This window comes from Neorhizobium alkalisoli (assembly GCF_002968635.1).
GTDB lineage: Bacteria > Pseudomonadota > Alphaproteobacteria > Rhizobiales > Rhizobiaceae > Neorhizobium > Neorhizobium alkalisoli.
In genome coordinates, this window is sequence record NZ_PVBN01000002.1 from 100907 (window position 1) to 119372 (window position 18466).

The following is an 18466-nucleotide window of genomic DNA, read 5'->3' on the forward strand; positions in this document are numbered from 1 at the left end:
GGCGTCCTCAGTGCAGGATGATTTCTCCCTTGACCGCACGCCATTCGCTTGCCGAGATCAGCTTCCGATGAACATATCGGACGGAATGCAGCGGGCCGTCGAGTTTTTCCTGCCAGAATTTCAGGAAGCCCTTCATTTCCGGAAACTCGGGAGCAAGGTCGTAGTTCTGCCAGATATAGCTCTGCAGGAGGGCCGGATGATCGGGCAGGCGATAAAAGATCTGCGCCGTTGTCAGTCCGTACCCTTTCAGCATCATTTCCATTTCGGACATCGGTAGTTCCCACTTGTTGTTTTTAAGGATGACGCATTGACGTCACCCCAACATGGGAGCATGCCACGGTTAACCGAAGCTTTACAATTGGCCTTTAGAGGAGGCTTTCATCAATTTATTCAGTATGTTAGCAGCAAGTTTAGGCGAGTGCTGCTATCGCTTCAGGTGTCGGGTCAGGCGGGCTTCCAGGAATGCCCACACATGCCGCAGCGTTTCGACGATGGCGAGATAGAAGATCGCCGCCCAGAGATAAGCCTGGTAGTCGAATGTGCGTGAAAAGGCGTAGCGGGTTTCTCCCATCAGATCGTAGACGGTCACGATGGCGACGACGGCCGAGCCCTTGATCATCAACACGAGCTCGTTGCCATAGGGCCGGAGCGCGACGATCAGCGCCTGCGGCAGGATGATCTTGCCGAAGGCGACGCGCTTGGAAAGGCCGAGTGCTGCGGCGCCCTCGTGCTGGCCGCGGGGAACGCTTTCGATTGCGCCCCGCAGGATTTCCGCCTGGTAGGCGGCGGTATTGAGGACGAAGGACAGGAGGCCGCAATACCAGGCCTCCCTGAAGAACCACCAGAGGCCGACGCTTTCCAGCTGCGGCTTGAAGCTGCCGAGGCCGTAATAGATCAGGAAGAGCTGAGCGAGCAGCGGCGTGCTGCGGAACACATAGACATAAGCATAGGCGATGCCGTTCAATGCGCGGTTTTGCGACATCCGCGCGAAGGCGATCGGCAGCGACAGCAGCGCACCGAACACCACGGCGAGACAGACCAGAGAGATCGTCGTCCAAAGGCCGTTGAGGTAACGGGGGCCGTAGCGCAGAAATTTGTCCTGATCCCAGCCGCCGACGACCATGGCAACGAGCCCCGCCGCGAAAAGTGCCCAGAGGATCAGGATCGCAATGGCGGCGATCCGGGCTCCGGTGACGGGGCGTGCGGGCGCAAGCGGAGCCGGCTGCGGCGCGATGAGTTCCCTCACGTAGGTCATCGGGCCGTCTCCGCGCGTTTTGCCCAGCGCTCGACAAATCCGAGGCCGAAGGACGAGATCATCGCGAGGATCAGGTAAAGAAGGGAGGCGATGAAATAGAAGAAGAAGGCCTCCTTGCTGACTCTCGCGGCGATACCGGTCTGGCGCAGGATATCGGCAAGACCGATGACCGAGACGTAAGAGGTATCCTTCAAGAGGATCAGCCAGAGATTTGTAAGGCCCGGCAGCGCGATCCGGATGAGCTGCGGCAGGACGATCAGCCGCATGGTACGTCCGCGATGCAGGCCGAGCGCATCGCCGGCTTCGTATTGCCCGCGCGGGATTGCACGGAAGGCCGAGAGCAACACTTCGGAGGAATAGGAGGAGAACACCACCGCGAGCGCCACCATGCCGGCGAGGAAGGCGTTGATTTCCACGCGTCCTTCGTAACCGAGGGAAGCAAGCACGGACTGGATCAGGATCTGCAGTCCGTAATAGACGATGAAGAGCGTCAGAAGCTCGGGCAGGCCGCGGAAGATCGTGGTGTAGATGCCGGTTGCGCGCCTCAGCAGCTTTTCCTCCGATTGCGCGGCGAGCGCGATCAGGAAGCCGAGGAAAAGCCCGACAGGCAGTGTCGCAAGCGCCAGCGAGATCGTGATTCCGACGCCGAAGGCAATCTCGTCGCCCCAGCCGGCCTCTCCGCAGGCAACGAGGGTGCCGGAGCCGAAAAGCGAAAAAAGGCCGACAGGACCGCAAAGCGGATCAAGCGCGCTGAAGAGGGCGGAAAAGAATCCGCTCATAAGGTCGTTTTCCCCTGCGGCTTCTGTCGCGCCGCTTGTCGTTTGAGCACCTTGGATGCTCCTGCCTCATTAAAAAGAAAAACGGCGGAAGGGCAAGCCTTCCGCCGGGGTTCTGACGGACGATCCGGCGATTAGTTGCCGCCGTAGACGTCGAAATCGAAATACTTGTCCTGGATCTGCTTGTATTTGCCGTTGGCGCGGATCGCAGCAATGGCGGCGGTGAACTTGTCGGCCAGCGCCTGGTCGCCCTTGCGCACGGCAATGCCGGCGCCTTCGCCGTTGATTTCCACGTCGACCGGAAGAGGCGCGAGAATCTTGCAGCACTTGCCGGCGTCGGACTTCAACCATTCCGACAGCACGACGATGTCGTCCACCACGCCGTCGATGCGGCCGTTGGAAATGTCGAGCTTGTATTCGTCGGCAGTCGGATAAAGCTTCAGTTCCGAATCGGGCATATGTTTTTCGGTATAGTTGGAATGGGTCGTCGAGCCCTGGGCGCCGAGCGTCTTGCCCTTCAGCGACGCCGCCGAGGCGTCCTTGATCGGCGAATCCTTCGGCACGGCGATGGCCGGCGGCGTGTTGTAATACTTCTTGGAGAAGGTGACCTGTTCCTTGCGCTCCGGCGTGATCGACATGGAGGCGACGATCGCATCGAATTTCTTCGACTGCAGAGCCGGAATGATACCCTCCCAGTCATTGGTGACGAAAGTGCAGGTGACCTTCATCTCCTCGCAGAGAGCCTTGGCGATATCGACGTCGAAGCCGGTGAGCTGGCCGTTGGCTTCGAGGTTGTTGAAGGGCGGATAGGCGCCTTCCGTGCCGATCACGAGCTTTTCCTGAGCCATGGCCGAGCCGGCGAAAAGCGACAGCGCGGCGATCGAGGCGGCGGCGAAGAACCGGGTGGAGATATTCATTGTGATCCTCTCTGTTGGCGGCCCGACGGCGTGTTCATTTTTCTCGCCGCCAGGAAGCAGGGTGCAAGCCCTGTCTCGACTTTTTAGATACCGGCTCGCGGGAAATTGCAACGGCATATTGGCGCTCGCCACAAGCTGTCGCGGTGGATGAACGACATATTCACGCGACGTTCAGGTGGGCCGCGACACCCTCGGGGAACCATTTCGACTGGAGAACATTCAGTCGCCGCGTAAGTCCGCCTGAGCCGGCAATAAAGGACGCGCACGAAAGGGATGATACCCGAGAAGAGGAAATGTTCATGTCACAGAAATTCAGACTGTTCGCCAGCGTTGCGGTGCCGTTCGTGTCGCTGCCGCTGATGATCCAGCCGGTCGCTGCCTTGCCGCTCACCCCCACGGTGGACACAGGCCCTATGCCTAGTTTGGTCCAGGTCCAGCAAGAGGACCCGTTGGTACCGAGGAAGCGGAAGGCGCAGGAAGAAGAGGGCGGCGCAGAACAGCAGAAGCAGGGCGGCGGCGAACGCAAACAGGCTCCGCAGGCCCAGCAGGAGGAACAGCCGAGACGCCAGCGTCAGGCAGACCAGGACCAGGGCGGCAGCCAGCAGCCTCAGCGCCGCCAGCAGCAGGCCGATCAGGATCAGGGTGAAGGCGTGCGTCCACGTCGCCAGCAGCAGGCAGACCAGGACCAGGGCGGCAGCCAGCAGCCGCAGCGCCGCCAGCAGCAGGCCGATCAGGATCAAGGTGAAGGCGTGCGTCCGCGCCGTCAGCAGCAGGCAGACCAGGACCAGGGCGGCAGCCAGCAGCCGCAGCGCCGCCAGCAACAGGCCGATCAGGATCAGGGCGAGGGCGTGCGTCCACCACGTCGCCAGCAGCAGGCTGCTCCGGAAACCAAATCGCCGGCCACGCAGGAGACAGAGCAGCTTCGTCCGCCGGTAGCGCCGGAAGGCGGCGAGCGTCCGCGTCGCAATGCGCAGGACAAGAACGCGGCTCCGGCGGAGAATCAGGCCGAAACGCCGAAACCGCCGCGCGCCAATGATCGCGCCGCGACCCCGCAAACCCAGCCCGAGCGTCCACCGCGTGGGAATGCTCAAGGCCAGGCGCCGGCCCCGGACGACGGTACGGCACAGGGCATCCGCCCGCCCCAACCGGCTACGGACAGCCCGGCTACGGGAACCCGGCAGGCCCAGGACCCGCAGCTTCGCAGGCAGCAGCCGGCGGAAGGCCAGCAGACGGCGCCTTCCCAGGAGCAGCCGGCTCAGCAACAGGCCCAGCCGGAGCAGCCGCGGACACCCGAACAGGTCGATCGCGCCCGTCAGATCGCCCGCGATCCGGCGTCAGCCCGCGAAGGCGAGCAGGTGGTGCTGCCGGTCGAGAATGGTGCTGCGGTGCTCGACAGTGCCAAGGAGCGGCCGGAACGTCCGCGCCGCGATGGCGAACGCCCGCGCCGTCAGCCGGCACAGGAGGCCGAACAGCAGCAGCTTGCTCCGCCGAAATCCGACGCCGAAGCGCAGACCCGCTCCACGTTCACCCGTGAGCAGGAACAGCAGGTGCGCACGATGATCGAAGAGCGTGGTGAGCGGCTCGACAGTCGCCCGCAGTTCGAGCGGCCGCAGGGATGGCGGTTCGGCGAGGAGGTCTCGCGCAGCAGAGATCGCGAGCGGGATCGCGACGGCGCCCGTGTGATCATCTCGATCGACGATCAGAACTTTGTCCGCCACGACGACAGCCGCCGGTTCTACGACCGGGACGGGCGCCAGCCGGAATATGAACGGCTTCGTGACGGTCAGGTGCGCGAGGTCATCGTACGCGATGACGGAACGCGAATCGTCACCGTGCGAAACCGTTATGGCGAAATCGTCCGGCGGACCCGTGTCGTGAGGGGTGGCGCCGAATACGTCCTGTACTATGCGCCGGAACTGGTGGAGGCCCGCCGTGGCCCCGACTATGTCTGGCGTGACCCGGGCGAGGATCTGCCGCCGATGCGGTTGACGGTACCGATCGACGACTACATCATCGACACATCGAGCGAACCGGACCGGGACTACTATGAGTTCCTGGAGCAGCCGCCGGTCGAACGTGTCGAGCGCGTCTACACGCTGGACGAGGTGCGCTACTCCGCCCGCATCCGTGACAAGGTGCCGCGTATCGACCTCGATACGATCACCTTCGCCACGGGCAGCGCCGAAATCCCGATGAATCAGGCAAGCTCTCTGCGCAAGGTCGCCGACGCCATCAACAAGGTGCTCGAGAAGGATCCGGCCGAGACCTTCCTGATCGAAGGCCATACGGATGCCGTCGGTCCCGATCAGGACAACTTGATCCTCTCCGACGAACGTGCCGAAAGCGTCGCCCGCGTCCTGACCGATGCCTTCGCTATCCCGCCGGAAAACCTGACGACCCAGGGGTACGGAGAGCAGTATCTGAAGGTGCGCACGGAAGGCCCGAACCAGGAAAACCGCCGAGTCACGGTCCGCCGCATCACGCCGCTGGTGAAGCCGGTCGCGTCCAAGCAATAGTCGATCGGCAAGTCCGAACCGAGCCGCCGGAGCGATCCGGCGGCTTTTTCATTCGGCGGTAAGTCCGGTTGTTTGCAGAATGAAGTCGGCTATGGCTTCAGTATCGGACAGATCGAAAACCGGCAGCGTCTTGTCGGCTACGGGATGGTCCGCCGCAATGGCGACGATGTGCGGATCGCTGGGAGAAAGCGGTTCCCGGCTTTTCGCCTCGAGACGCCGCAGTTCGATTTTCGGCACGGGCTCGCGTTTGTAACCCTCGATCAGCACCAGATCGCAAGGCCCGAGACGACCAAGTATCTCCTCAAGGTTCGGTTCGCTCTCGTCGCGGAGTTCATGCATGATGGCGAAACGCTTGCCCGAGACGATCGCCACTTCGTGCGCACCCGCCTCCCGGTGACGGAAGGAATCGGCGCCCGGCTTGTCGATGTCGAAGTCGTGATGGGCGTGCTTGACCGTTGAAATCCTGTAGCCCCGTCGGGTCAGTTCCTGAACCAGGCGCTCGGTCAGGCCCGTTTTGCCGGAATTCTTCCAGCCCGAAATACCGAAGACGCGGTGAGGGGTCATGCGAGCATTCCCGCAAAGCGGCGGGCCTCGGCGAGGTCCTCCGGCGTATTGATGTTGAAAAAGGGATCGAACGGACCTGAGGCCGTCTCGATCATCGGGAACTTCACCGTCACCTGCCGGTGACGGTGGAGAAAAGTCTTGATCCGCCGGTTTTCCGGGTTTGAAAGCCAGGTTTCGAGGTCATCGGCGATGGCAAGCGGCCACAGCCCGAATACCGGATGATCGCGCTCTCCCGAGGCGGGGATGACGATCGTCCTCGCATCATCTGTTCCCGCCTCCAGACGGGTGACGAGATCGGTCGGAAAGAATGGAGTATCGGAGGGCACCGTCAGGAGATGCGTCGCCGGCAGGCCGCGGGCGATGATGTCGCGGAGCCCGGACAGGACACCGGCAAGCGGACCCACCTGGTTGCCCATCCGGTCGGGCACGAGGCGCAGACCAACCGGATTTGGAAAGCCCTCCGGGGCATTGAGGGCGATCTCGCGAACCTGGGGTCCGAGACGCCGGACCGTATGGCCGAGGATGGTGTCGCCCCCGATCTCCAGAAGTGCCTTGTCGGTTCCCATGCGGCTCGACTTGCCGCCTGCCAGAATCAGGCCGGGAGGTGTACCGAAACCGCTCATCGATCACCGTCTCCGGTTGGCGTGTCCCCTGCGCGGCGATCCACCTGCCGGACATATTCCGTCGCGGCGAGCGCCAGGAGCGTGGAGATGCCCATGACGGCGAGCAGCGGCATGGTGCCGTCGGACTGTTTCAGGACGGCGGCCGCAAGTGTCGACATTGCGGCACCGCCGCCAACGGTGATCGCGCCGCCGAGGCCCGAAGCGGAACCGGCAAGACGCGGACGTACGCTGACGACCCCCGCATTGGAACTCGGCAAGGTCAGCCCGTTACCGACACCGGTCAGCGCCAGTGGAGCGAAAAAGGCGGTGGCGGACGCCACGTCGCCCTGTTGCAAAGCCGCGGCAATGCCGATGCCGACCAGGCTGACGACGCTACCCGAGAACATCATGGTCATGGTGCCGAAGCGGCGCGTGTAGCGGCCGGAGATGAAGTTGCCGACCATGTAGCCGGCCGCGATCAGGAAGAACTGCATGCCGAGCATGGTGGGCGTCAGGTGATAGATCGCCGTGCCGATAAACGGCGCTCCGCCGAGGAAGGCGAAGAAGACCCCGGAGGAAAAGGTCGACGTCAGCGTGTAGCCCCAGAAGCGGCGCGACCGTAACAGGTCCGGCCAGCTGCGGAACTGCGCCGTAAAGCTCTCTGCCGGCGTCATGTTGGTTTCTCCGAGATCGGCGGAAACCAGCATGAGCGTCAGCAGCCCGAGCCCCAGCATCAGTATGAAATTGGATTCCCAGCCGAACAGGTCGTTGAGCGTGCCGCCCACCGTGGGGGCGACCATCGGTATCAGCGACATGCCCATGGTGACGTAAGCGATCATCGACGCGGCGCTCTCCATCGGCACGGTGTCGCGGATGATGGCGCGAGGCAGCACGAAGCCTGCGACGACGGTCGTCTGCAGCAGCCGGCCGATCATGAAGACGGTGATGGTCTGGGCAAAAAGACAGATCAGCGTGCCGATCAGCAGGATGAGGATGCTGCCGATCATCACCCGCCGGCGGCCGAAGATGTCGGAAAGCGGACCTAGCACCAGCTGCAGGAGCGCCGTCCCGGCGATGTAGCCAGAGACGGCAAACTGCATGACGGCATAATCGGTACCGAAATGCCCCGCCATGGCGGGAAGCGAGGGAAGGATGATGTTCAGCGACAGGGCGCCCAGTCCGGCGCAGACGACCAATGTCGTGATATGCGGCGGGGTCCGTCTGTCCAGAAACCGGCTTTCCTGCACGTCGTATCCTCTCCTGGCATTCCCGCTTTCGTCAGGCCGGCGGCGCCGCGCTGGCCTTTTCGGCCACCGAAGTTTGCCGCTTTCGTTCCCGATAGAATGTATAGAGGCCTGAGCCGATAACGATGACCGCCCCTGTGAGCATATAGATGTTGGGCCGCTCCCCGAAAAAGAAGATCCCGATGAGAAGGGCCCATAGCAGGCCGGTGTAGCGGAAGGGAGCCACGAATGAAATCTCGCCGCTGCGCATCGATTTGATGACCGTCTGATAGCCGGCAAAGACGAGAATCGAGGCGAGGGCCAGATAGCCGAAGGCGCCGGCGCTCACCGGTTGCCAGCCGCCCATCGGCACGATCAGCAGAGCCCCGATGACAGTGTTGGCGAAGGACGTGAAGAGCGTCACGCTGATTGTCGGTATGTCGGCCTGGAGCCGCCTCGTCGTCAGGTCACGGCTGGCGGTGAAGAAGACGGCCGCAACGGCAAGCAGTGCTGCCGGCGTAAAACCTTCCGGACCAGGGCGGATGATGATGAGGACGCCGAGAAAACCGACGGCAATGGCTGTCCAGCGTCTCCAGCCGACGGGTTCGCCGAAAAACAACGCGGCGCCTAACGTAACGGCAAGCGGCAGGGACTGTAGGATCGAGGAGGCGGCGGCGAATTCGATATGGGCGAGCGCCGAAAGGAAGGTGAGGGTAGCACCGAGTTCGAAGGCGGTCCGCAGCAGGACCAGCGGATGAGTGACGACCTTGAAGGAAATCGTCACGCCGAGATAGCGGGCGATTCCGTAGACGAGCAGTGTCGTCATCACCCCGCGCACAGCCATGATCTGGGGAATGCTGAGTTCGGAAGTGACGGCTTTGACCAGGGCGTCGTTGAAGGTGAAGGCCGCCATTGCGAGCGTCATGAAGAGCGCGCCTCGCGAATTTTCCGACGATGCCATTGCCGATTCCTTCCGTAACCACGGTCTCTTAAAGCAATGGCTTACCCCTCGCCAGCCCGAACGCGCCCCGCGCGGTACTGTTTTGCCCGGTGCGGGAAAGCCCGCTTGAAATGTGTCCAGATGTGGCAAAAGAGAGATATCGGGGTTGTGAATTAACGCTTGCTCAACTGAAAAGTCCGACTGTAGCGGCAATCATTCCCGCATGAGGCTGGAATCGTGCCGTTGCCGTTTCGCGAATGCCATTGACCCGCGAACCCGGTACCTGATTGCAGTTGGGGAAAACATGTCTTTCATCGATCGCCTTCTTCAGAGCCGCAGGATCGTCACCAAGGTTCTTCTGTTCGTCGTGCCGCTGGTACTGCTGATCGCCGGCGTCGGGCTCGCCGGCTATTACACCGCCAATATGCTCAACGGCCATATGACGGTCACGCGGGCGACGATCGAGAATATCGGCGATTTCGAAAACCTGCAGGCATCCTTGCAGGCCTTTACCGAAGCGCCGGACGAGGCGTCCCTGGCGGCCCTGCGGGCGAGCATCGACCGGCAGAGCAAGGGCGTTGCCAATCTCGAGACGCTCTTGACGAACGATGGCGACCGAAGCCGCGTCGCCGTCGTAGCCGCACTCGCCGGCAAGCTTTCCGCAAACACCGACGCGCTCTGGGCGGTGGAGCAGAAGCGCAAGCAGAATGTCGCTGCCATCAACGATATCCTGAATGGCGTGCGCGGCGCTGCAACGGCCGTCGACAAGCAGGTCGAGGTGATCCAGAAACAGTTCGACGGCAAGGAGCGTTTTGCAAAGAAGCTGCTTTTCGAGGCTTTCGCCTACAGGTCGATCGCCCGCCGGCTGGAAAACCTGCGCACGGCCGTAAGGGCTGCCGACAGCGATGAAGGTACGGTCAAGGCGGGTTCCCTCTATGCCGAGACGTTGAAGAACGAGTTCGGCAAGATCGAGAGCATGTTGTCGTCCAATGGACGCACGGCGATGCAGCCCATCCAGCAGGCGACGGACAGCTTCCTCACGATCGTCAACAGCAGCCAGACCGCAACCGAAAAGGCTCAGGCCATGCGGGTCGCCGCAAGCGCCTTCATGAAGCCGCAGGGCGATCTCAATGCCGATGTCACCAAGAAGTCCGGTGACGCATCCGAACGATTTGTCGAACTCGAAACCGAGATCGCCGCACTGAAGAGCGTCCTAGAACAGATCGACCAGTCGCTCCAGTTGGCCAACGCATTGCAGCTTCACACGGAGCGCTTCGTCACAAATCCCGGCAAGGAGCCCCGCGCCCTCATCGCTTCGGATATCGAAGGCCTCCGGTCGACGAGCGCCAAGGTTTCCGATCTCAATCCACGCAATGCCGCCACGCGGGATTTCGGCGCGACGCTCGACAAGCTGCTCGGGACGCTGGGGCAGCGCGCCGACGAGATGCTCGTGATCACTCAGGAATGGGCCGGCGCAAGAGCCGCCGCGACCGAAACGCTGACCACCGGCATGGCGGGCCTGAAGAACTTCGTCGCCCAGGCCCAGGAAGTCGGCAAGGAAGACAGCGAACGCTCCGCCCAGCTTTCCGTCATCGCCATGGTGGTCGGCACGGTGCTGGCGATTGCCGGCGGGCTGATGCTGGTCGAGACCCTGCGCGGGCCGCTGCGGCGCGTAACGGACATCATGAAACGGCTTGCCGACGGGGACCTCGAAGTAAAGATCGAAGGCCGTGAGCGGGGTGACGAAATCGGCGACATGGTCCGTTCGGTCACCGTCTTCCGCGACGCGGCGCTCGAAAACGTCCGGCTGGAACATGAGGCGGCGGCGGCACGTGATCTTTCGACTGCGGAAGCCGAACGTCGTGCCTCCGATCGAGCCCGCATCGCTGCCGAGCAGCGGCAGGCGCTGAGCGCGCTTTCGGACGTGCTGGGCAAGCTCGCCGAGGGCGATCTGGAGCGCAGCATGGACGAGAACCTGCCCGACGATTTCGTCGAGATGGCACGGACCTATAACCAGGCCGTCGAAGCCCTGCGCGCAACGCTGGCCGACGTTCGTTCGACCGCTGCGGAAATCGACGGCGGCACCGGCAACCTGGCCGCTTCTGCGGACGATCTCGCGCGCCGCACCGAACAGCAGGCCGCGGCACTCGAACAGAGCTCCCGCGCGCTTCGCCAGTTGAGCGACATCGTTCGTTCAACTGCGGACAGCGCGCGCAAGACCTCCGTGTCGGTCAACGAGACAGAGGAGTTCGCGGTGCGCTCCGGCGAGGTCGTGGCCCGCGCAGTCGATGCCATGGGCGAGATCAGCCGCTCGTCTGAAAAGATCGCCACGATCATCGGCGTCATCGACGAGATTGCCTTCCAGACCAATCTCCTGGCACTCAATGCAGGCGTCGAGGCGGCGCGGGCAGGCGAGGCGGGCCGAGGCTTTGCGGTCGTCGCTCAGGAGGTGCGTGAACTCGCCCAGCGTTGCGCCGGGGCTGCCCGCGAAATCAAGGGTCTGATCTCGGCAAGCTCCACGCAGGTCCAGAGCGGCGTGCATCTCGTCGAGGAAACCGGCACGGCGCTCACCGAAATCATCGCCCACGTCACGGATGTCCGCAAACTCGTCGCCCAGATTTCGGCGGCCACCGGCGAACAGTCGACGGGTATCAGCGAGGTGACCCGCGCCGTGCAGGAAGTGGAACTGATCACCCAGCGCAACGCCGCCATGGTCGAAGAAAACAATGCCGAGATCCATGGGCTTCGCCAGCGCGTCGAGACGCTGTCCGAGAAGATCGAGCGCTTCAAGACGGGAGATGCCGGTTCGACCTTTCATGCGGGCGCCCATCACCGCCGGGTGGACAATCGCCGCCGTGGCGCTGCCTGAACGCCTGCCGATCGCCTGATCAAAAAAGCCGGGGTGTCGCAACCCCGGCTTTTTGCTGTCCGGTGTTTGGGCAGAGAAAGGTGCTCAGCCGCCGGTAACGCTCATATGGCGGGCGACTGCGGGCCGGTTGTGCTGGCGGTCGATGATGAAGTCGTGGCCCTTGGGCTTGCGGGTGATGGCTTCGTCGATGGCGGCGGAGAGATAGTCGTCGCTTTCGGAGGCGCGCAGCGCCGTGCGCAGATCTGCCGCGTCGTTCTGGCCGAGGCACATGTAGAGCGTGCCGGTGCAGGTCAGCCGGACGCGATTGCAGCTCTCGCAGAAGTTATGCGTCATCGGCGTGATGAAGCCGAGGCGCCCGCCGGTCTCCTTGACCTCGACATATCGCGCAGGCCCGCCCGTCTTGTAGGGAATCTCGGTCAGCGTGAACTGTTCTTCGAGATCGGCGCGCAGCTTCGAGAGCGGCAGATAGCGGTCGGTACGGTCCTCGTCGATCTCGCCCATCGGCATGGTTTCGATGACCGTCAGGTCCATGCCGCGGCCATGCGCGAAGCGCAGCATGTCGGCGATTTCGAACTCGTTGAAATCCTTGAGCGCCACCGCGTTGAGCTTGATCTTCAGGCCGGCCTTCTGGGCGGCTTCGATACCCTCCATCACCTTGCCGAACTCGCCCCATCGGGTGACGGCCTTGAACTTGGCGGGGTCGAGGGTGTCGAGAGAGACGTTGATGCGCCGAACGCCGCAGTCGTACAATTCGTCTGCATATCGGGCGAGCTGCGAGCCGTTGGTGGTAAGCGTCAGCTCGTCCAGATTGCCCGCATGGACTTGAGCGCCGAGTTCGCGGACGAGGAACATGATATTCTTGCGCACCAGCGGCTCGCCGCCCGTCAGCCTGATCTTGCGCACGCCCTTGGCGATGAAGGCGGAACAGAGCCTGTTCAGCTCCTCCAGCGTCAGCAGGTCCTTCTTGGGCAGGAAGGTCATGTGCTCCGCCATGCAATAGGTGCAGCGGAAGTCGCAGCGGTCGGTGACGGAGACGCGCAGATAGGTGACCGCGCGGCCGAACGGATCGATCATCGGCGCCTTGTCGGCGACGACTGGCGCTGCGGTTCCAATCGGACCTGCGAAACTGTTCACGTGATATCTCCCTTATCCCGAAAATGGGGACATGGTGCCTTCCCGTCAAGTGTATGACACTCTTGCCTCCGAGAACAGATGGAGAGCCGAAAATCGCTTGCGGCAATCAGGCGAAACTCATAATCCTCGGCGCGATCGTGACGATGCGGAGGTTTCACCATGAGCGATATCTGGCCGACCGAGCTGAGGGTCTCCAAGGACCGCCGCACGCTCAACGTCGTGTTCAGCGATGGTGCGGCCTTTGCACTGGCTGCCGAGACCATGCGGGTTCTCTCGCCGTCCGCCGAGGTGCAGGGTCACGGCCCCGGTCAGAAGGTGACGGTCCCCGGCAAGCGCTATGTCGGAATAAAGTCGATCACGCCGACCGGCAACTACGCGGTGCGGATCGGTTTCGACGACGGCCACGACAGCGGCATCTTCACCTGGACCTACCTGCGCGAACTCGGGGAGCAAGGTGCCGCGCTCTTTGCCGACTATGAGCGGGAGCTTTCCGAAAAGGGACTGAGCCGCGACCCGGCGCAACGCTCACGCTGAACCCGGCTCACGCTGATTCGGTCTCGTCGGCCATTTCCGCATGCAAGGCGAGGATGATCTTTTCCATGGATTCGGCCATCGCATGGCATTGCTCGATCGGCGTCGAGGAGAGAGTCCGTTCGATCAGGCCGGTTTGAATGGCCATGGCCTCTTCGGCGACCGCCCGGCCTTCCTCCGTCAGGAAAAGCCGCAGTACGCGTTTGTCCTTGGTATCGCCGCGCCGCTCGACCAGCCCGCGCTTTTCCATCTGCGGCAGCGTCATGCTCATGTTCGAGCGCCCGACAAGCAGCTTGCGCGCCAGTTCCTGCTGCGAAATCCCCTCGAAACGATAGAGATTGACCAGAATGTCGAGATGCGGCGGCTTGATGTCGAGCTCTGAAAGTTCGCGCGTCAGAACGGTTTGCATCAGCTGGCAGGCGCGCGCCACGGCGATCCAGCTTCGAAAACGCGGATGATCCCAGACTAGGGCTTGATTTTTGTTCATTGTTGTACTTTATTGTTCAATATTGAACATTATTGGATTTTTTCACTATGGCACCCTTTGCGCTTCAGGTCATCCGTTTCGCCTTCACAGTCGGGGGAAACCTTTTTCCTCGTCCCGCCGCCAGGCTCGCATTTGCGTTGTTCTGTCGAACGCCGTCGCGGCGCCCGAAGGGCGAGAAGGCGCGGACTGCCCACGCGGAGGGGCGGCAAAGACTGGCGGTCGCGGAAAGCATGCCGTTTGCGGTCGGGAACTCCAAGGTCATGGCCTATCGCTTCGACGGCACCGGCAGATCGGCTGGACGCCGCTATCTCGTCGTGCACGGCTGGGGTTCCAGCGCGGCCTACATTTCGGCTCTGCCTGCAGGGCTTGCCGAGACGGGGGCAGAAGTCGTGGTGCTCGACTTTCCCGGCCATGGACAATCGGACGGCCGCAGTCTCAACATGCGCCAGGCTGTCGATGCCATCATAGAGGCGGAGCGCCGCTTCGGCCGCTTCGATGCGGCAATCGGTCACTCGTTCGGCGGCGCGGCATTGATGCTGGCGGCGGGCGGAGTGATGAAGGAGGCGGGATCGATTTCCCCCTGCAAGCTTGCCGTCATCGGCTCGCCGAGCCATATCCACTGGCTGTTCGACGGCTTCTCGCGCATGATCGGGCTGCCGCCGAGGGTCAAGGCGCTGCTGGTCAGCCATGCCGAGCAGGTGGCAGGCGCCTCGCTCGACGATTTCGACACGGTGGCAAGTGCGAGACGGCTCGCAAAACCGCTTCTGGTCGTCCATGCCGAAGAGGACAAGGAAGTCGCCGCCGACCATGCTCGCCGTTTCGAGGGCGTCGCGACGGCACGGCTTCACTGGGCGAACGGATTGGGGCACCGCCGTATCGTCAGCGACCCCGCCGTGATCGAGACGATCAAGTCCTTCCTTGCCGAAGATCACCGGCCGGCGCAGGCGAGCTCCGGTGAGGACGCGGCCGCTTGATCGGATAAACCTGTCATCCTAGTGTCGCCCTCGTTGGCTAAAGCCGGCGCTGCATCGGGGGCGGGACATGAGCATCATCACATCGGTCGAGGAACTGCAGGCCATCTATGACGGCGTTTCGGAGGCCTCCCTCGTCAAGGTCACGAAGGTTCTGACGCCCGAATACAGGCAGATGATCGAAGCGTCGCCCTTCATGGCGCTTGCGACCGTCGGGCCTGAAGGCCTCGATTGTTCGCCGCGCGGCGACCTCGGTGGAGTGGTGCGGATAAGGGACGATGCGACGCTGCTGCTGCCCGACTGGCGCGGCAACAACCGCATCGATTCGCTCCTCAACATCGTGCGCGATCCGCGCGTGGCGTTGATGTTCCTGGTGCCCGGGTCGAACACCGCCATGCGTATCAACGGTCGTGCGGTCATCTCCGTGGATCCGGAACTGCTCACGAGTTTCGAGATGGACGGCAGGCATCCCCGCAGCGTCACGGTGATCACCATTCATGAGGTCTATTTTCAGTGCGCCCGGGCGCTGATGCGGGCGCAATTGTGGAATCCGGAGCGCTTCGTGGATTCCAAGGACCTCCCGACGCCCGGAATCCTCCTGAAGGCCGCCAAGGCAGACTTCGACCAGGAAACCTATGACCGAGAATGGTCGGCGCGTGCCGCCAGGACGATGTGGTAGCAAGCCCGTTCCGGGCCAAGGCTACTTCTTGTAGATCAGCCAGTTCTTGCCGGTATAGTCCTTGTTCATGCCGTCCTCGAAGAAAACGGTGCGGTTCCGCCCGCCGTTCTTGGCATGATAAAGGGCCGTATCGGAATTGGCGTAGAGTTCGCCCGGATCGCCGGCCTGCGAGGCCATGGCAAAACCGACGGAAATCGTGACCGGCCCGTAGTCGACGCCGGAGCGCGAATTGCGGAAGGTGCGGGTCTCCAATGCCCGCCGAACCCGCTCGCAGATGGTCATGACCTCCTCGGCCGTATTTCCTTCCACGATCATGGCGAATTCCTCGCCGCCGGAACGGGCGACAAAGATGTCCTTGCGGACATTCGACCGGATGACCGAGGCGACGGTGGCGAGGATCTTGTCGCCAACCGGATGGCCGTAGCTGTCGTTGATCTTCTTGAAGTTGTCGATGTCGGCAAGCACAAGAGCGGTTACGGGAAGCACAGCCGAATTGTCGTAGGCCGATGCAAGGCGTTCGTCGAAGGCCCGGCGGTTGGCGATGCGCGTCAGCGAATCGGTATTGGCGATGCGCTTGTATTCGTCGAGTTCGCGCCGGACCTGCTCCATTTCCTGGGAACGCTGCGCGACGCCGCCGGCCGTCTTTTCCCCATGAGCCAAGGTCGTGCCTGTCGCCTCGTTGAGCAGAGCGATCGCGCTGGCCAGGATTTCGGCCGAAAGGTTGTTTTTCGAATTGATCCGCTGCGCGGTTTCGCCGAGCAGCTTGCTGTAGCTTTCCAGCGAGTGCTGCTCCTGACGCAGGAGCCGCAGGAGCGATTCCACTTCGCCGATAATCCTGTCGTGGGCGTTCTCGACCACGGTTGCCTGGTCGGTTCCCAGGTAACGGCGGGAGAGTTCATCCAGTTCTTCCTGGGTCGCGCGGCTTCCAAGCGCCGCAAGCTCCAGGGTCAATTCGGGGCTCGAGCCGATATAGGCTTCGTAGAAGAGTTGGTAGTTACGCGGAATCGGTGCGGCGCCCATGGAGCGTACCGCATAGATGATCTGGCTGACCAGATCGTTAGATTGCGCCTTCGGCGCCGTTGCCGTCGTCATCGACGATCCCCATACCCGCCCAGATTCGATAGATGAATAAGTATGCGAAAACTATTGGAAAAGAATTAAGGGGTTGTTGTCGAAAGGTTTGTTCTGAAATTCGTATTATCAGCTGGAAGTTGTTGATTTTCTTCAAGGAAGGCGCAAATTTACTTGATAGCACCCATAGCGGAACTCTTTGAAAAAAATGCAACACATCGTCAGCAAGTAACATTTCCGGCTGATTCGTAAATATAACCCCGCCGGCTTATGGGCGGGGTTTCTTGTTTTGGATCGTAGAAATAAAGGTTATTTCGGCCCGATCATGTTCTCCGGCCGGACATACTGATCGAATTCTTCGTTTGTCAGGTATCCGCCGCCGACTGCTTCTTCGCGCAGTGTCGTACCGTTCTTGTGGGCGGTCTTGGCGATCTTGGCGCAGATATCGTAGCCGAGCTTGGTGTTGAGCGCAGTTACCAGCATCAGCGAATTTTCGACGCCGCGCTTGATATTGTCCTCGCGGGCCTCGATGCCGACGACGCAGTTGTCCGTGAAGGAGACCGCGGCATCGCCGAGAAGCTGGACGGATTGGAGGAAATTGTAGGCCATCATCGGGTTGAAGACGTTCAGCTCGAAATGTCCCTGGCTGCCGGCAAAGGTGATTGCCGCATGATTGCCGAAGATATGGGCGCAGACCTGGGTCAGGGCCTCGGATTGCGTGGGGTTGACCTTGCCGGGCATGATCGACGAACCGGGTTCGTTTTCGGGAAGGGAAAGTTCGCCGAGGCCGGCACGGGGGCCGGAGCCCAGGAAGCGGATGTCGTTGGCGATCTTGAAAAGCGCCGCGGCGGCTGCGTTGACGGCGCCATGGGCGAAAACCATGGCGTCATGCGCTGCGAGCGCCTCGAACTTGTTCGGTGCCGTCACGAAGGGCAGGTCGGTGATCTTGGCGATCTCGTCCGCGACCTTTTCAGCAAAGCCGACAGGAGCATTGAGGCCGGTGCCGACAGCCGTCCCGCCCTGCGCCAGTTCGTAGAGGCCCGGAAGGGAAACCTCGATGCGCTTGATCGCCGAAGCGACCTGCGCGGCATAGCCGGAGAATTCCTGCCCGAGGGTCAGCGGGGTGGCGTCCTGGGTATGGGTGCGGCCGATCTTGATGATATGTGCAAAGGCCTTCACCTTCGCGTCCAGCGCAGCATGCAGATGCTTCAGGGAAGGGACCAGGTGGCGGACGATCTGTTCTGCGCAGGCAATATGCATGGCCGTCGGATAGGTGTCGTTCGACGACTGGCTCATGTTGACGTGGTCGTTCGGATGCACGGGCTTCTTCGAACCCATGACGCCGCCGAGCATTTCGATCGCCCGGTTTGAGATCACCTCATTGGCATTCATGTTGGACTGCGTGCCGGAACCCGTCTGCCAGACGACCAGGGGGAAATGCTCGTTGAGCTTTCCGTCGATCACTTCCTGCGCGGCTTCGACGATCACCTGGCCGATCGCGGCATCGAGACCGCCGAGCTGCATGTTGGCGCGGGCTGCCGCTTGCTTGACGATGCCGAGAGCGCGGACGACGGCGAGCGGCTGCTTTTCCCAGCCGATCTTGAAATTGCCCAGCGAACGTTGCGCCTGAGCGCCCCAATAACGGTCGCTTGCCACTTCGATCGGGCCAAACGTGTCGGTTTCGGTGCGTGTCGCTGCCATTTTCGCTGCCTCTGTTATTCGTGGTCCATCCCGGCACCGGGTGATCAACTACGCGTTATCGCGCGTCTAGCCGGACGGCCGGCATTACTATACGATTGCGTCGGGTCCGCAAGCGGGCGGGCCGGGCTTTTTGCTAGACTTTCGGCGTGCCTTTTATGACACGGGAGATGGAATTGTGAGGCCGATATAGTCTCTGGCACCGCTGGAAACCTCAAGTCGTCAGTAAAAAA

17 protein-coding genes are annotated in these 18466 nt (G+C 62.1%); 5 read left to right on the forward strand and 12 right to left on the reverse strand.

The annotated features are described in order from the left end of the window. Nucleotides 1-7: 7 nt before the first annotated feature. The 4 genes from C5L13_RS05010 to C5L13_RS05025 all read right to left on the reverse strand — a co-directional run bounded on the left by C5L13_RS05010 (nucleotide 8) and on the right by C5L13_RS05025 (nucleotide 2948). A complete protein-coding gene (locus C5L13_RS05010; RefSeq protein WP_105382178.1) occupies nucleotides 8-271 on the reverse strand; it encodes an usg protein in 264 nt (87 codons plus the stop codon). A 153-nt stretch (nucleotides 272-424) separates the two neighbouring features. Then, on the reverse strand, nucleotides 425-1255 hold the full coding sequence (locus C5L13_RS05015; RefSeq protein ID WP_105382179.1) for an ABC transporter permease: 831 nt from the start codon (nucleotides 1253-1255) through the stop codon (nucleotides 425-427). Then, nucleotides 1252-2034, reverse strand: coding sequence for an ABC transporter permease (locus C5L13_RS05020; protein WP_105382180.1), 783 nt, complete (start codon nucleotides 2032-2034; stop codon nucleotides 1252-1254). Before C5L13_RS05020 ends, C5L13_RS05015 begins: the two co-directional genes overlap by 4 nt. A 131-nt stretch (nucleotides 2035-2165) precedes the next feature. Next, entirely contained in the window at nucleotides 2166-2948 is a 783-nt protein-coding gene (locus C5L13_RS05025; protein WP_105382181.1) for an ABC transporter substrate-binding protein, read from the reverse strand. A 299-nt stretch (nucleotides 2949-3247) separates the two neighbouring features. On the opposite strand from C5L13_RS05025, the gene C5L13_RS05030 reads away from it, so the two are divergent. After that, entirely contained in the window at nucleotides 3248-5464 is a 2217-nt protein-coding gene (locus C5L13_RS05030) for an OmpA family protein (RefSeq protein ID WP_105382616.1), read from the forward strand. Nucleotides 5465-5512: 48 nt separating this feature from the next. Here C5L13_RS05030 and mobB read toward each other — a convergent pair whose 3' ends face one another. Genes mobB through C5L13_RS05050 form a run of 4 tightly spaced genes read right to left on the reverse strand, consistent with a single transcriptional unit; the run spans nucleotide 5513 to nucleotide 8814 of the window. Continuing rightward, a complete protein-coding gene (gene mobB, locus C5L13_RS05035) occupies nucleotides 5513-6028 on the reverse strand; it encodes a molybdopterin-guanine dinucleotide biosynthesis protein B (RefSeq protein WP_105382182.1) in 516 nt (171 codons plus the stop codon). Beyond that, complete coding sequence (mobA, locus tag C5L13_RS05040) at nucleotides 6025-6651, reverse strand: molybdenum cofactor guanylyltransferase MobA (protein WP_105382183.1); 627 nt, start codon at nucleotides 6649-6651, stop codon at nucleotides 6025-6027. The genes mobB and mobA overlap by 4 nt, the downstream gene beginning before the upstream one ends. Continuing rightward, nucleotides 6648-7877, reverse strand: a complete 1230-nt coding sequence (locus C5L13_RS05045) for a multidrug effflux MFS transporter (RefSeq protein WP_105382184.1) — start codon at nucleotides 7875-7877, stop codon at nucleotides 6648-6650. Before C5L13_RS05045 ends, mobA begins: the two co-directional genes overlap by 4 nt. A 31-nt stretch (nucleotides 7878-7908) precedes the next feature. Then, nucleotides 7909-8814 carry a DMT family transporter gene (locus C5L13_RS05050; RefSeq protein WP_105382185.1) on the reverse strand — a complete coding sequence of 302 codons (906 nt, stop codon included), beginning with the start codon at nucleotides 8812-8814 and terminating at the stop codon, nucleotides 7909-7911. Nucleotides 8815-9097: 283 nt separating this feature from the next. Between C5L13_RS05050 and C5L13_RS05055 the strand changes: the two genes are divergently transcribed. Next, entirely contained in the window at nucleotides 9098-11662 is a 2565-nt protein-coding gene (locus C5L13_RS05055; protein WP_105382186.1) for a methyl-accepting chemotaxis protein, read from the forward strand. A gap of 84 nt (nucleotides 11663-11746) precedes the next feature. On the opposite strand, the gene moaA is transcribed toward C5L13_RS05055, so the two are convergent. After that, nucleotides 11747-12736: a GTP 3',8-cyclase MoaA gene (gene moaA / locus C5L13_RS05060; RefSeq protein ID WP_407070410.1), complete on the reverse strand. Its 990-nt coding sequence runs from the start codon at nucleotides 12734-12736 to the stop codon at nucleotides 11747-11749. Between the two features lie 219 nt (nucleotides 12737-12955). Between moaA and C5L13_RS05065 the strand changes: the two genes are divergently transcribed. Further along, nucleotides 12956-13330, forward strand: coding sequence for a gamma-butyrobetaine hydroxylase-like domain-containing protein (locus tag C5L13_RS05065; protein WP_105382188.1), 375 nt, complete (start codon nucleotides 12956-12958; stop codon nucleotides 13328-13330). 7 nt (nucleotides 13331-13337) lie between these two features. Here the strand turns inward: C5L13_RS05065 and C5L13_RS05070 are convergent, their stop codons facing one another. After that, on the reverse strand, nucleotides 13338-13814 hold the full coding sequence (locus tag C5L13_RS05070) for a MarR family winged helix-turn-helix transcriptional regulator (RefSeq protein ID WP_105382189.1): 477 nt from the start codon (nucleotides 13812-13814) through the stop codon (nucleotides 13338-13340). Between the two features lie 47 nt (nucleotides 13815-13861). Here C5L13_RS05070 and C5L13_RS05075 point away from each other — a divergent pair, with 47 nt between their 5' ends. Then, nucleotides 13862-14788, forward strand: coding sequence for an alpha/beta fold hydrolase (locus C5L13_RS05075; protein ID WP_105382190.1), 927 nt, complete (start codon nucleotides 13862-13864; stop codon nucleotides 14786-14788). Between the two features lie 67 nt (nucleotides 14789-14855). After that, complete coding sequence (locus C5L13_RS05080) at nucleotides 14856-15464, forward strand: pyridoxamine 5'-phosphate oxidase family protein (protein WP_105382191.1); 609 nt, start codon at nucleotides 14856-14858, stop codon at nucleotides 15462-15464. 21 nt (nucleotides 15465-15485) lie between these two features. Here C5L13_RS05080 and C5L13_RS05085 read toward each other — a convergent pair whose 3' ends face one another. Next, nucleotides 15486-16556 carry a GGDEF domain-containing protein gene (locus C5L13_RS05085; protein ID WP_105382192.1) on the reverse strand — a complete coding sequence of 357 codons (1071 nt, stop codon included), beginning with the start codon at nucleotides 16554-16556 and terminating at the stop codon, nucleotides 15486-15488. A gap of 288 nt (nucleotides 16557-16844) precedes the next feature. Beyond that, nucleotides 16845-18236, reverse strand: coding sequence for a class II fumarate hydratase (gene fumC / locus C5L13_RS05090; RefSeq protein ID WP_105382193.1), 1392 nt, complete (start codon nucleotides 18234-18236; stop codon nucleotides 16845-16847). Nucleotides 18237-18466: the final 230 nt, after the last annotated feature.